Origin of the sequence: Streptomyces sp. AC512_CC834, assembly GCF_019049325.1 — a bacterium.
GTDB lineage: Bacteria > Actinomycetota > Actinomycetes > Streptomycetales > Streptomycetaceae > Streptomyces.
This window is the reverse complement of record NZ_JAGMUO010000029.1, coordinates 37,283-49,603: the sequence shown is the minus strand read 5'-3', so window position 1 is coordinate 49,603 and position 12,321 is coordinate 37,283. Positions and strand designations below refer to the sequence as shown.

Below are 12,321 nucleotides of genomic sequence, written 5' to 3'. Positions count from 1 at the left end.
TGCGGTGCGGTCTCCTGCCTTCCGGGCGTTCGATGTGCCCGGAGCGCCTGTGAGCAGCCCTTATGGCCTCGTGAACGGCGTGAATGTAGCGGAGAGTAAGCGTCCGATCGCACAGTTCGCCCGGCATTCATCCGATCGTGTGAGGATTGCCCGCCCGGCTGACGGCGAGCGGGCGGTCGTACAGTGGCGTGGGCACGGTTCGTGCCTTACGACCTTCCAGGGAGGCACTTGCCGTGAGTGAGCTGCGGTTCGTCCGAATGGGGTTCGGTGCCGATCGCGTCGAGTACCAGGAGGCGTGGGACGAGCAGCGCCGGGTGCACGCCGCGCGGTTCGCCGACGAGGTTTCCGACACCGTGCTGCTCCTCGAACACCCGCCGGTCTACACCGCCGGCCGGCGCACCGAGGACAGCGAGCGTCCGCTCGACGGGACCCCGGTCGTCGACGTGGACCGCGGCGGCAAGATCACCTGGCACGGTCCCGGCCAGTTGGTGGGCTACCCCATCCAGAAGCTGCCCCGCCCGGTGGACGTGGTGGCCCACGTACGGCGGCTGGAGGAGGCCCTGATCCGCACCTGTGCGGAGTTCGGCCTCGAGACCAGCCGGGTCGAGGGCCGCAGTGGCGTCTGGGTCCTCGGTGAACCCAAACAGGAGACGGCACAGCGCCCGGCTCTCGGCGGACTCTCCCTGGACTTCGACCCCCGCCTGACCGACGACGAGTTCGACCCCCGCATGAACGGACCCGAGTACGCCCCGTCCAACGCCGGGCAGCGCCGCGAGGACCGCAAGATCGCCGCGATCGGCATCCGGGTCGCCAAGGGCGTCACCATGCACGGCTTCGCGCTGAACGTGAACCCGGACAACAAGTGGTTCGACCGGATCATCCCGTGCGGCATCCGCGACGCGGGCGTCGCCTCCCTGGCGAACGAACTCGGCCGCGACGTCACCATCGACGAGGTACTCCCGGTGGCGGAACGCCACCTGCGCGCCGTCCTGGAGAACGCGGACCTGAAGCCCCGGGTGATCGAGAAGACACCGGTGGCATAAATCCAGCCCGTCCGGCGTTTGAGGACGAGGCCGTTCAGGCCGAAGCGGGGGCCTGGGGGCGGCAGCCCCCAGCAAGGCCAGCACCAACGCCGACCAACAAATCAACGGGCGTACCCTGAAGAACGCCGAAGAATCAAACGCTAGGGAGCCGGTCGTGTCCGCAGTCGCACCCGACGGACGCAAGATGCTGCGCCTCGAGGTCCGCAACAGCCAGACCCCCATCGAGCGCAAGCCCGAGTGGATCAAGACCCGGGCGAAAATGGGCCCCGAGTACACGAAGATGCAGAACCTCGTGAAGAGCGAGGGCCTGCACACGGTCTGCCAGGAAGCCGGCTGTCCCAACATCTACGAGTGCTGGGAGGACCGCGAGGCGACCTTCCTCATCGGCGGCGACCAGTGCACCCGGCGCTGTGACTTCTGCCAGATCGACACCGGCAAGCCCGAGGCGCTCGACCGCGACGAGCCGCGCCGCGTCGGCGAGTCCGTGGTCACCATGGACCTGAACTACGCCACCATCACCGGCGTCGCCCGCGACGACCTCCCGGACGGCGGCGCCTGGCTGTACGCGGAGACTGTGCGCCAGATCCACGAGCAGACGGCCGACCGCGAGACCGGCCGCACCAAGGTCGAGCTGCTGGCCCCGGACTTCAACGCGGTGCCGGAGCTGCTCCGGGAGGTCTTCGACTCCCGCCCCGAGGTCTTCGCGCACAACGTCGAGACGGTCCCGCGGATCTTCAAGCGCATCCGCCCCGGCTTCCGCTACGACCGCTCGCTGCAGGTCATCACCGACGCCCGCGACTACGGTCTGATCACCAAGTCGAACCTCATCCTCGGCATGGGCGAGACCCGCGAGGAGATCAGCGAGGCGCTGCAGCAGTTGCACGGGGCCGGCTGCGAGCTGATCACCATCACGCAGTACCTGCGCCCGTCCGTGCGCCACCACCCCGTGGAGCGCTGGGTCAAGCCGCAGGAGTTCGTGGAGCTGAAGGAGGAGGCCGAGCAGATCGGTTTCTCCGGCGTGATGTCGGGTCCGCTGGTGCGGTCCTCGTACCGCGCCGGACGGCTCTACGGGATGGCCATGGAGCAGCGCCGCTCCGCCACCGTGTGAATTCACGCACAAGTCACTACTGGCCAGTAATGGCCGATACTCCGCGGCCCCGACCGTCCTCGCAGTTGAGGGCACCGGTCGGGGCCGCGAGCCCGTCGTGGGCCCCGGCATCGCGGCTTCATGTCCGTTTGACCGGCGGGTCACGCCCTGGTAACACCAGTCAGTGACCCTGGTATCACGCCACGTACACCCGTCTCCGTGCCCGGAGCCGTACCGAGGGGGGACCTCCACGATGCAGGCCGCGCCCGTCCGCGCCACCGCAGTCCGCGCCACGACCGTCCGCGCCACCGCCATCCCGTCGTTCACCACCGCCCTGCGGGCCGTCGAGTCGCTGCTGATGAGCAGCGGCCAGCGCACCGCCCGGCGCAACGCCTGGACCTCCGTGCTCGAGGACCGCCGCCGCGCCAAGGACCGGGTCGAGACGGAGCACGCGCTGCGGCAGTCCGTCGCCGGCCGCCCCTGACCCCGCCCCGCGCCACCGCGGCCTCGCTCCCGCCCCCGACGGCCGGACACTGCCGTCGTCGGCGCTTTCGGGGGCACGTAGACTTCGTGCCATGGCGAGGAAGGAACCTGCAGCGGACGCTGCGAATCCCGGGCGACTGAAGCAGATCGCTCTGACCTACAAGATGACCCGCAAGGCCGACAAGAAGATCGGTCTTGTGCTCGCGGGTGTCGGCATCGTCGTCTTCGGTGTCCTCCTCGCGATCGGTTTCTTGATCGGTCACCCCATCTATCTCGGCATCCTGGGCCTGCTGCTCGCCTTCCTCGCGTCGGCGATCGTGTTCGGGCGCCGGGCCGAGCGGGCGGCCTTCGGTCAGATGGAGGGACAGCCGGGCGCCGCGGCGGCCGTGCTGGACAACATCGGCCGGGGCTGGACGACGACACCCGCGGTGGCGATGAACCGCAGTCAGGACGTGGTGCACCGCGCGGTCGGCAAGGCCGGCATCGTGCTGGTCGCGGAGGGCAACCCGAACCGGGTGAAGTCCCTGCTCGCGGCCGAGAAGAAGAAGATGAACCGCATCGTGTCCGACGTGCCCGTGCACGATCTGCTCGTGGGCACCGGCGAGGGCCAGGTCGAGCTGAAGAAGCTGCGCACGACCATGCTCAAGCTCCCCCGCGTCCTCAGCGGCCCGCAGGTCACCGTGACCAACGACCGGCTGCGCGCCCTGGGCGACCTGATGAGCAACATGCCGCTGCCCAAGGGCCCGATGCCCAAGGGCATGCGCATGCCCCGGGGCGGCAACCCCAGGCAGCGCTGACCCCGTAGGACTCCGCGACGTCGGTACGGCGAGAGGGGGCGGCCCGATCACTCGGGCCGCCCCCTCTGGCCGTACCCGACACCTCTGGCCGTACCGGCGTCACAAGAGTCGTAGAACGCGAGACGCGTCAGATCCGGACTTCCACGGTGCGGGCCAGCCGGTCGTGCAGGCCCCGGCCGTCGCGGTCCCAGATCAGCGCCGGGAGGGCGAGGCAGAGCAGCACCGAGCGCAGCAGGGTGCGCAGCGCGTTGGGGCGGCCCGTGGCGAGGTCCACGACCCGCAGGCCGAAGAGGCGCTTGCCGGGGGTGAAACCGACCGTGCCGACGGTGAGCGCGCTCAGCACGAAGAAGATCAGCAGCGCCCAGTTGCCGGTCGCCTGGTTGTAGCCGTCCGTGAGCAGGCCGTATGCGATCAGGAGGCACAGGGCCCAGTCCACGGCCAGGGCGCCGATCCGGCGGCCCGGACGGGCGATCGAACCCGGCCCCTCCGCGGGCAGACCGAGCTGCTCGCCCCGGTGTCCGAGATCGGCGCCGGACTCTTCGATGGCCGCGCGCGGGCCGGAAAGCCACGATCCGATTGCTTGCCTGTTGTCCACCCGACCACGGTACTGCGCCCGTATACGTACCGAGAACGGCGGGGTGTGCGGGCCCCTGATCCGGCCTAGGCTGAGGAGGGAGCCGGTTAACTTCTGCGAAACAAATGGGTCACGCCAGAGAAATCACCCGTCCCTAGGGTCGTCGAAGCGTGTGCCACCCGCACTGGTCGCACAAACGATCTACCACCCCGGCGGGACGGTCGGGAGTAGGAGGAGCTGGATGTTCCAGAACGCCGACGACGTCAAGAAGTTCATCGCGGACGAGGACGTCAAGTTCGTCGACGTCCGGTTCTGCGACCTGCCGGGCGTCATGCAGCACTTCACGTTGCCCGCCACGGCGTTCGACCCCGACGCCGAGCAGGCCTTCGACGGATCCTCGATCCGCGGCTTCCAGGCCATCCACGAGTCGGACATGTCCCTGCGCCCCGACCTGTCGACCGCGCGCGTCGACCCGTTCCGCCGGGACAAGACCCTCAACATCAACTTCTTCATCCACGACCCGATCACGGGCGAGCAGTACTCCCGCGACCCGCGGAACGTGGCGAAGAAGGCCGAGGCGTACCTGGCCTCCACGGGCATCGCCGACACGGCGTTCTTCGGTCCGGAGGCGGAGTTCTACGTCTTCGACTCCGTCCGCTTCGCCACCCGCGAGAACGAGTCCTTCTACCACATCGACTCCGAGGCCGGCGCCTGGAACACCGGCGCCATCGAGGACAACCGCGGTTACAAGGTCCGCTACAAGGGCGGCTACTTCCCGGTCCCGCCGGTCGACCACTTCGCCGACCTGCGCGCCGAGATCTCCCTGGAGCTGGAGCGGTCCGGCCTGCAGGTCGAGCGCCAGCACCACGAGGTGGGCACCGCCGGCCAGGCCGAGATCAACTACAAGTTCAACACGCTGCTCGCCGCGGCCGACGACCTCCAGCTCTTCAAGTACATCGTGAAGAACGTGGCGTGGAAGAACGGCAAGACGGCGACCTTCATGCCGAAGCCGATCTTCGGTGACAACGGCTCGGGCATGCACGTCCACCAGTCGCTGTGGTCGGGCGGCGAGCCGCTCTTCTACGACGAGCAGGGCTACGCCGGCCTGTCGGACACCGCCCGCTACTACATCGGCGGCATCCTGCGCCACGCCCCGTCGCTGCTGGCCTTCACCAACCCGACGGTGAACTCCTACCACCGCCTGGTGCCGGGCTTCGAGGCGCCGATCAACCTGGTGTACTCGCAGCGCAACCGCTCGGCCGCGATGCGTATCCCGATCACCGGCTCGAACCCGAAGGCCAAGCGCGTCGAGTTCCGCGCCCCGGACTCCTCCGGCAACCCGTACCTGGCCTTCTCGGCCCTGCTGCTCGCGGGCCTGGACGGCATCAAGAACAAGATCGAGCCGGCCGAGCCGATCGACAAGGACCTCTACGAGCTGGCTCCCGAGGAGCACGCGAACGTGGCGCAGGTCCCGACCTCCCTCGGCGCGGTCCTCGACCGTCTCGAGTCCGACCACGAGTTCCTCCTCCAGGGCGACGTCTTCACGCCGGACCTGATCGAGACGTGGATCGACTTCAAGCGCACCAACGAGATCGCCCCGCTTCAGCTCCGTCCGCACCCGCACGAGTTCGAGATGTACTTCGACGTGTGACCGACGCGTGATCGACGCCTGAGCCATCCGGCGCCCCCGTCCCCTCTTCCCAGGGGGCGGGGGCGCCATCGTGCGTGGCTACCGCCGTGCGTGGCCGAAAACCCTTCACAGGACGTACACGTGCCGGAATGATGTCCACTGACACGGTTGTTCGAGTCCAGGGGGACGGGGAGAGTGCCGGAGATGCCGGAGCGGGACGACGAGGAGCGCGAGTACGACCTGAGGTGGGCGGACGGCGCCGAGCACAAGGAGCCGTCCGCACGTGCCCGGATGCTCGCCGCGCGCTGGAAGGAGAACCCTCCCGGGCCGGTCCCCTTCCGCCCCGACCCCGAGCACGTGGGCTCCGGACGCCGGTCGTCGTGGGTGTCCACCGTCGTGGTGCTCGGCTGCGTGGCCGCGGTAATCGTTCTGCTGGGGTACATCAACTTCCGGGCGCCCTACTAGGGCCTGCCAGCGCCTGCGCCGGGTGCACACTGGACATCGGGACGAGTGCCCGACTGTGAGGTGATGCAGATGCAGAGCCGCTTCCGGAGTGACCGGCGGTTGACCGTGCGCATGGGGATCACGCTGTTCCTGCTCGGCCTGTTGTACGTGGGGTTCGTCGCCGCGCTGATCGTGGTGCTGAAGTCCTGGGTGCTGGTCGTGGTGATCGTGGCGGCGGTGCTCGGGGTGCAGTACTGGTTCTCCGACCGGATCGCGCTGTTCGCGATGCGCGGCCGGGTCGTGGAGCGGGACGAGTATCCGGAGCTGCACGGGGTGGTGGACCGGCTGGCGGCGATGGCCGACATGCCGAAGCCGGTGGTGGCCGTCTCGGAGATGGAGATGCCGAACGCCTTCGCGACCGGTCGGAATCCGGACAACGCGGTGGTCTGCGTCACCACGGGGCTGCTGCGGCGGCTGGATCCCGCGGAGCTGGAGGGTGTGCTCGCGCACGAGCTGTCGCACGTGGCGCACAAGGACGTCGCGGTGATCACGATCGCGTCGTTCCTCGGCGTGATCGCGGGGCTGATCGTGCGGTTCGCCTTCTACTCCCAGCTCTTCGGCCGGCGGGACCAGAACACCATGGCCGTCCTCGCGGTCGTGATGGGCGTCTCCGCGGCCGTGTACGCGCTCAGCTTCCTGCTGATCCGGGCCCTGTCCCGGTACCGGGAGCTGGCGGCCGACCGGGCCGCGGCCCTGCTCACCGGGCGTCCCTCGGCCCTGGCGGCGGCCCTCACCAAGGTCACCGGCGACATCGCCCGCATCCCGACCAAGGACCTGCGCACGGCCCAGGCCTTCAACGCGTTCTACTTCACCCCCGCCTTCGGCGCCGAGCCGGGCCTCGGACGGTTCTTCGCCACCCACCCCAGCCTGGAGCAGCGGCTCGACCAACTGGGGCGGATCTCCGCCGAGCTGGGTGAGGCGACCGCCCCCGGGGCCCCCGGTAAGGCCTGAGGGCGGGAGGGGCGGACATGGGGCTGCTGGACATCCTGCTCGGCCGGACCAGGGCCGTCGCACCCGACCTCGACCGGCTCTTCACGCTGCCCTCGGCGGCGGTGAGCCTGGAGGCCGCGGCCGGTTTCACGCCGACCGGGCAGGGGGCGGTGTGCTTCGCGACGGTCGAGGGCGCCGCCTTCGAGCGCACGCACCGCGAGGTCCGCGACCTGCTGGACGCGGACGCCGGCCGCACCGGCCGCACCCCGGTGGAGCTGACCCACGACTCCTACGGCTACTCCTGGCTGGTCTCGCACCGCTCCCCGGGCGAGCTGCCGGTGCTGGTGAACGACCTGCACGCGGTCAACAGCACCCTGGAGTCGGGCGGTTTCGGCCCGCGGCTGCTCTGCTCCCTGGCCGGTTTCGCGGCCGACGACGGGCGCCGGCTGGCACTGGTCTACCTCTACAAGCGCGGCACGTTCTACCCCTTCGCGCCCCTGCCCGGAGACCGGCAGCAGCGGGACAACACGCTGGAGCTGCGGATACGGGCGGTGCTCGCCGACGAACTGCCGGTGGAGGGCGACCTGGGCCGCTGGTTCCCCGTGTGGGGCGCGCCCGGGCTGTGAGCGTCTGACCGGTCGCCGGTCGGACCGGTCGCCGGTCGGCATTCCCAGCCACGGCGAGACGAGCGCAGGGCGCCGCGAAACGAACGGCGCCCTGCGCTCCGCTCACCGCGAGTACCGCATCAACGCCCGCACCATGTGGCACGTGGTGTCCGACGGCGGGTGCACGCCGATCGTCAGCGCGGCGCTCCGTATCCTCTCGTTGCGCGCCTGGTTGGGCAGGTAGACGCCGGAGTCGAGCAGGGCGATGGCAAGCCGCATCGCCTTGAGCCGGCGGTTGTGCGTGACGTACCACTCGCGGGGGCGGCCCGCCGGCAGCGGACGCTTCTCCACGGGTTCGTACGGCAGGTCGAGCAGGACGGGCCGCTTGGCGGTTGACTGGGTGGGCAACGGCTTCGGCTTCAGTGCGGCAGCGGGCACGGGCATCCTCCTGTCGCGGTCAGGGCGCCGTCCGGACCTCCCGGCGACACCCTCGAACACTGCTTCTATTTTACCGCCCCCCACTGACAAAAGCCCCTGGCCACAAGGGCTTTCGGGGTGGTTGTGACGCATGGGGAGAACGGGTTTTCGCGAGCCTCGGGCTACCGTGTGCGCCATGGAGATCTGGATCAATCCGGCCTGTTCGAAGTGCCGCAGCGCGGTCGGTCTGCTCGACGCCGAGGGCGCCGACTACACCGTCCGCCGCTACCTGGAGGACGTACCGAGCGCGGACGAGATCCGCGAGGTGCTCACCCGTCTCGGCCTCGAACCGTGGGACATCACCCGCACCCAGGAGGCGGCCGCCAGGGAACTGGGTATGAAGAACTGGCCGCGTGACGAGGCGTCACGCGAGCGCTGGGTCGACGCGCTCGCCGGACACCCCAAGCTGATCCAGCGCCCGATCATCACGGCGGACGACGGAACGGCCGTCGTGGGCCGCACCGACGAGGCGGTCCGGGACGCTCTGTCCCGGTAGAGGCGGTGTGACGCAGGTTACGTGCGCACGTCGAGGCGACCGCTGAGCAACTCCGTTCGGTATCTCGTACATAGCGCCGTACGCTCCCCTACCTCTTCAGGAGGCGCGCATGTCGCGCAGGAGAAGTCTCGGCACGAAGAAGAAGATCGCGCTGCTGGCCGGCGCGGCGACGGTGGCGGGCGGCGGGGCCTTCGTCATGGCGAACGCCTCGAACGCCGCGCAGACCACCCAGAACGCGCAGACGAAGGCCGCCCAGGACTCGGGCGTCTGCCAGGGCCTGGCCACCGCGCTCGGCAACAACCAGCGGTTCATCGAGGGCCAGCGGGCCAATCCCGACGCACAGTCCGAGGCCAGGATCGCGAACCGCGAGGCCGTCGTCGCGGAGATCGAGCGCAAGCAGGAGGCGTCCGGGTGCGCGGTCGGGGAGTCGGCTCAGGACTCCCAGGCCACGCAGCCCCCTGCCGGAGGCGCCGCGCAGGCCGGGGAGCAGGTCTGCGACGGCTCCACCGTCACCCTCTCCGGCGAGGGCGGCGCGCCCGCCGCCTCCAGCAACCAGTTCCCGGTGGGGACCAAGCTCAAGGTGACCAACCTCGACAACAACAAGTCCACGACGGTCGAGGTGAACTCGGTCTCGGGAAGCTGCGCGCTGCTGAACAACGCGGCGTTCGAACAGGTCAGGGAGGAGGGCAGCTTCCTGATCCGGCGGGCGCTGATCGAGAAGGTCGGGTGAGGCTCAGTCACCCGACCCGGCGAGGTCACCCGGCCCGGCGAGGAAGTCGCCGAGGCGGCGGCCCAGACCGGGCGGCGCGGACTGCGGCAGCGCGTGATGGGACACGTCCGGCAGGACGGCCGTCTCCACGTTCGGCAGCAGCGCCTTCGCCCTGGCCGCCACCTCGGCGGGGTCATGGGTCCTGCTGTTCCCGGCCAGGAGCAGCAGGACCGGCACCTCCAGTCCGCGCAGTGCCTCCGGGGCCGGGCGCGGTCCGGTCACCGGCCTGCGGGCCGGGAAGCCGACGGCGGCCTCCTGGAGGGTGAGCCAGTCGGCGTCGAGCGGGGCCGGGCCCGTCTCCCAGTCCAGGAAGGCGCGGATCCGGCGGGGCGTGGGCCGCAGCAGCATCGGCAGCGCGCGCAGCAGGTAGGCCGCCTTGAACCCGGCGAAGCACTGGGTCGGGTCCAGGAGGAACAGGCGGCGTACCCGGCCGGATGCGTGCGGGGCGTGGTGCAGGGCGTAGTGCAGGGCGATCCAGGCACCGTAGGAGTGCCCGCCGAGGTCCGTCGCCTCGATGCCGAGTCCGTCGAGGAGCGAGTCGAGCCAGCCGGTGAGGTCGGCGACCGTACGGGGGTGGCGGTCGCCGGCCGGCGTGCTGCGGCCGGGGGCGCCGATCAGGTCGACGGCGTACACGCGGCGGGTGCGGGACAGCTCGGCGGCCTGCGCGTACCAGGAGGCGGAGGTCGCCGCGCCGCCGCCCGGCAGGAGGACGAGCGGCGGGGCGTCGGCCGGGCCGGTCACGTTGACGTGCGTCTCACCGAAGGGGGTGGGCACGGTCAGCGCCTCGCGCGGCGCCGGCCACTTGGCCATGACCTTGTCGTAGGCGTCGTGGAAACGGCCGGCGTCGTACGGACCGCGAGCGCTCATGAACGGTGCCCCCTGTTTCGCTCGGTTCTCCTGCTTCCGCTCTCTGCTTCTCCGGTATTATCTCGCCGAACGAGATACGTGTCGAGCGAGACGACAGCCGGAAGGGGCGCCCCGCATGCCCGACCAGGGACCGGAGATGGAACCGGAGATGGAACCGGAGATGGAAATCGTCCATCTGCTGCGCGCGGTCGCCGTCGAACTGGGCGCGCACACCGCCCGGTTCGCGCAGCGCAACGGCATGCATCCCACCGACGTCCGCGCGCTGATCGCGCTGATGGACGCCTCCCGGGCGGGTGAGGAGATGACCGCCGGGCGGCTGGGCGCCGCGCTCGGACTGAACTCCGCGGGGACGACGGCACTGGTCGACCGGCTGGAGCGGGCCGGCCATGTGCGGCGGGTGCGTGACGAGCGGGACCGGCGCAGGGTCACCGTCGAGGTGGACGAGCGGGCGGTCGCCCTCGGCTGGTCCGCCTTCGGACCGCTGATCGGGCGGGCGGTGGAGCTGCTGCGCGGATACGACGAGCGGGAAACGGCGGCGGTCAGGGGCTTCTTGACCGGGGTGCGGGAGGCGGCCGAGGAGGACGGCTCGGGGCACCCGGACCCCGCCCTCCCGGGTGAGCCGCACCACAACAACCCCAGGTAACACGGGGTTCACATACGGGCAACGGACGGGAAATCGCCTGTTGGCACGCTGCACGGCGTAGACGCGGCGCCCCAGCCGCCCAGCGCCGCAGCACCCGCGAGTGCGCCCAGACCCACCCCGAAGGATGTGGCCCCCGTGACCTTCAAGGCCGAGTACATCTGGATCGACGGCACCGAGCCGACGGCCAAGCTCCGTTCCAAGACGAAGATCATCACGGCCGCCCCCGCCGGTCTGGACGCCCTGCCGATCTGGGGCTTCGACGGCTCCTCCACCAACCAGGCCGAGGGCAGTTCCTCGGACTGTGTGCTCAGGCCGGTCTTCTCCTGCCCCGACCCGATCCGCGGCGGCGACGACATCCTGGTGCTGTGCGACGTCCTGGACACGGACATGACGCCGCACCCGACCAACACCCGCGCCGCGCTTGCCGAGCTGTCGGAGCGGTTCACCGCGCAGGAGCCGATCTTCGGCATCGAGCAGGAGTACACCTTCTTCAAGGGCGCCCGCCCGCTCGGCTTCCCCGAGGGCGGCTTCCCGGCCGCGCAGGGCGGCTACTACTGCGGTGTCGGCTCGGACGAGATCTTCGGCCGCGACGTCGTCGAGGCGCACCTGGAGAACTGCCTGAAGGCCGGTCTCGGCATCTCCGGCATCAACGCCGAGGTCATGCCCGGCCAGTGGGAGTTCCAGGTCGGCCCGCTGTCCCCGCTGGAGGTCTCCGACCAGCTTTGGGTGGCCCGCTGGCTGCTCTACCGCACCGCCGAGGACTTCGACGTCTCCGCCACCCTCGACCCCAAGCCGGTCAAGGGCGACTGGAACGGCGCGGGCGCGCACACCAACTTCTCCACCAAGACGATGCGCGAAGGACCCGAGGGGTACGCCGCGATCATCACCGCCTGCGAGTCGCTCGGTGAGGGCTCCAAGCCGATGGACCACGTCAAGCACTACGGCGCCGGCATCGACGACCGCCTCACCGGCCTGCACGAGACCGCCCCGTGGAGCGAGTACTCCTACGGCGTCTCCGACCGCGGCGCCTCGGTGCGCATCCCGTGGCAGGTCGAGAAGGACGGCAAGGGCTACATCGAGGACCGCCGCCCGAACGCCAACGTCGACCCCTACGTGGTGACCGGCCTGCTCGTCGACACCTGCTGCACGGCGCTGGAGAAGGCCGGCCAGGTCTGACCCGGCCCCACCCCGCTCCGAAGGGGCGTCCACCGTCGCGGTGGACGCCCTTTCGCGCTGCGGCGGTGACCGGGCCGCCCACACCTACTACTTCGCGCCAGTCGGCGTCCACGCAGTGAGAGGAGTCTCCTGTCCCGCGCCGCCGTCTGCTTCAATGGGCCCATGGCCAGCTTCCGGAAGTACGCAGCGACGGGTCGCCATGACCTCGAGCCCTTCTGGCCCTCCCGTCAGCACGACGAC

15 protein-coding genes are annotated in these 12,321 nt (G+C 70.2%); 12 read left to right on the top strand and 3 right to left on the bottom strand.

Going from position 1 to position 12,321, the window contains the following annotated elements; genetic code table 11:
- Positions 1-233 precede the first annotated feature (233 nt).
- The 4 genes from lipB to KUM40_RS11345 all read left to right on the top strand — a co-directional run bounded on the left by lipB (position 234) and on the right by KUM40_RS11345 (position 3,410).
- Positions 234-1,043: a lipoyl(octanoyl) transferase LipB gene (lipB, locus tag KUM40_RS11360; RefSeq protein ID WP_217165669.1), complete on the top strand. Its 810-nt coding sequence runs from the start codon at positions 234-236 to the stop codon at positions 1,041-1,043.
- A gap of 154 nt (positions 1,044-1,197) precedes the next feature.
- On the top strand, positions 1,198-2,151 hold the full coding sequence (gene lipA, locus KUM40_RS11355) for a lipoyl synthase (RefSeq protein ID WP_217165668.1): 954 nt from the start codon (positions 1,198-1,200) through the stop codon (positions 2,149-2,151).
- 232 nt (positions 2,152-2,383) lie between these two features.
- Positions 2,384-2,614 (top strand): hypothetical protein, encoded by a 231-nt coding sequence (locus KUM40_RS11350; RefSeq protein ID WP_217165667.1) that lies wholly within the window; start codon positions 2,384-2,386, stop codon positions 2,612-2,614.
- A 91-nt stretch (positions 2,615-2,705) separates the two neighbouring features.
- Positions 2,706-3,410 (top strand): DUF4191 domain-containing protein, encoded by a 705-nt coding sequence (locus KUM40_RS11345; RefSeq protein WP_217165666.1) that lies wholly within the window; start codon positions 2,706-2,708, stop codon positions 3,408-3,410.
- Positions 3,411-3,537: 127 nt separating this feature from the next.
- Here the strand turns inward: KUM40_RS11345 and KUM40_RS11340 are convergent, their stop codons facing one another.
- Entirely contained in the window at positions 3,538-4,005 is a 468-nt protein-coding gene (locus KUM40_RS11340; protein ID WP_217165665.1) for an RDD family protein, read from the bottom strand.
- Between the two features lie 220 nt (positions 4,006-4,225).
- On the opposite strand from KUM40_RS11340, the gene glnA reads away from it, so the two are divergent.
- The 4 genes from glnA to KUM40_RS11320 all read left to right on the top strand — a co-directional run bounded on the left by glnA (position 4,226) and on the right by KUM40_RS11320 (position 7,674).
- On the top strand, positions 4,226-5,635 hold the full coding sequence (glnA, locus tag KUM40_RS11335) for a type I glutamate--ammonia ligase (protein WP_217165664.1): 1,410 nt from the start codon (positions 4,226-4,228) through the stop codon (positions 5,633-5,635).
- A gap of 183 nt (positions 5,636-5,818) precedes the next feature.
- On the top strand, positions 5,819-6,079 hold the full coding sequence (locus KUM40_RS11330; protein WP_217165663.1) for a hypothetical protein: 261 nt from the start codon (positions 5,819-5,821) through the stop codon (positions 6,077-6,079).
- 69 nt (positions 6,080-6,148) lie between these two features.
- Complete coding sequence (gene htpX / locus KUM40_RS11325) at positions 6,149-7,069, top strand: zinc metalloprotease HtpX (protein WP_217165764.1); 921 nt, start codon at positions 6,149-6,151, stop codon at positions 7,067-7,069.
- A 17-nt stretch (positions 7,070-7,086) separates the two neighbouring features.
- The gene (locus KUM40_RS11320) at positions 7,087-7,674 is read left to right on the top strand and encodes a hypothetical protein (protein WP_217165662.1); all 588 of its coding nucleotides are present in this window, start codon (positions 7,087-7,089) and stop codon (positions 7,672-7,674) included.
- 102 nt (positions 7,675-7,776) lie between these two features.
- On the opposite strand, the gene KUM40_RS11315 is transcribed toward KUM40_RS11320, so the two are convergent.
- A complete protein-coding gene (locus KUM40_RS11315; protein ID WP_003976610.1) occupies positions 7,777-8,091 on the bottom strand; it encodes a hypothetical protein in 315 nt (104 codons plus the stop codon).
- Positions 8,092-8,266: 175 nt separating this feature from the next.
- Here KUM40_RS11315 and KUM40_RS11310 point away from each other — a divergent pair, with 175 nt between their 5' ends.
- Complete coding sequence (locus KUM40_RS11310; protein ID WP_217165661.1) at positions 8,267-8,626, top strand: arsenate reductase family protein; 360 nt, start codon at positions 8,267-8,269, stop codon at positions 8,624-8,626.
- A 109-nt stretch (positions 8,627-8,735) separates the two neighbouring features.
- Positions 8,736-9,356 (top strand): septal ring lytic transglycosylase RlpA family protein, encoded by a 621-nt coding sequence (locus KUM40_RS11305; protein ID WP_217165660.1) that lies wholly within the window; start codon positions 8,736-8,738, stop codon positions 9,354-9,356.
- Positions 9,357-9,359: 3 nt separating this feature from the next.
- On the opposite strand, the gene KUM40_RS11300 is transcribed toward KUM40_RS11305, so the two are convergent.
- Positions 9,360-10,262 carry an alpha/beta fold hydrolase gene (locus KUM40_RS11300; protein WP_217165659.1) on the bottom strand — a complete coding sequence of 301 codons (903 nt, stop codon included), beginning with the start codon at positions 10,260-10,262 and terminating at the stop codon, positions 9,360-9,362.
- Between the two features lie 115 nt (positions 10,263-10,377).
- On the opposite strand from KUM40_RS11300, the gene KUM40_RS11295 reads away from it, so the two are divergent.
- Together KUM40_RS11295 and glnII are read left to right on the top strand one after the other, a co-directional pair.
- The gene (locus KUM40_RS11295; RefSeq protein WP_254394938.1) at positions 10,378-10,905 is read left to right on the top strand and encodes a MarR family transcriptional regulator; all 528 of its coding nucleotides are present in this window, start codon (positions 10,378-10,380) and stop codon (positions 10,903-10,905) included.
- Positions 10,906-11,040: 135 nt separating this feature from the next.
- A complete protein-coding gene (gene glnII / locus KUM40_RS11290) occupies positions 11,041-12,081 on the top strand; it encodes a glutamine synthetase (protein WP_217165658.1) in 1,041 nt (346 codons plus the stop codon).
- Positions 12,082-12,321 lie beyond the last annotated feature (240 nt).

What these genes read in the sequence shown, in the direction of transcription:
- KUM40_RS11350 (WP_217165667.1), top strand. Translation starts at nt 2,384, where the DNA reads ATGCAGGCCGCGCCCGTCCGCGCCACCGCAGTCCGCGCCACGACCGTC.
- KUM40_RS11345 (WP_217165666.1), top strand. Translation starts at nt 2,706, where the DNA reads ATGGCGAGGAAGGAACCTGCAGCGGACGCTGCGAATCCCGGGCGACTG.
- glnA (WP_217165664.1), top strand. Translation starts at nt 4,226, where the DNA reads ATGTTCCAGAACGCCGACGACGTCAAGAAGTTCATCGCGGACGAGGAC.
- KUM40_RS11330 (WP_217165663.1), top strand. Translation starts at nt 5,819, where the DNA reads ATGCCGGAGCGGGACGACGAGGAGCGCGAGTACGACCTGAGGTGGGCG.
- htpX (WP_217165764.1), top strand. Translation starts at nt 6,149, where the DNA reads ATGCAGAGCCGCTTCCGGAGTGACCGGCGGTTGACCGTGCGCATGGGG.
- KUM40_RS11320 (WP_217165662.1), top strand. Translation starts at nt 7,087, where the DNA reads ATGGGGCTGCTGGACATCCTGCTCGGCCGGACCAGGGCCGTCGCACCC.
- KUM40_RS11310 (WP_217165661.1), top strand. Translation starts at nt 8,267, where the DNA reads ATGGAGATCTGGATCAATCCGGCCTGTTCGAAGTGCCGCAGCGCGGTC.
- KUM40_RS11305 (WP_217165660.1), top strand. Translation starts at nt 8,736, where the DNA reads ATGTCGCGCAGGAGAAGTCTCGGCACGAAGAAGAAGATCGCGCTGCTG.
- KUM40_RS11300 (WP_217165659.1), bottom strand. Translation starts at nt 10,262, where the DNA reads ATGAGCGCTCGCGGTCCGTACGACGCCGGCCGTTTCCACGACGCCTAC.
- KUM40_RS11295 (WP_254394938.1), top strand. Translation starts at nt 10,378, where the DNA reads ATGCCCGACCAGGGACCGGAGATGGAACCGGAGATGGAACCGGAGATG.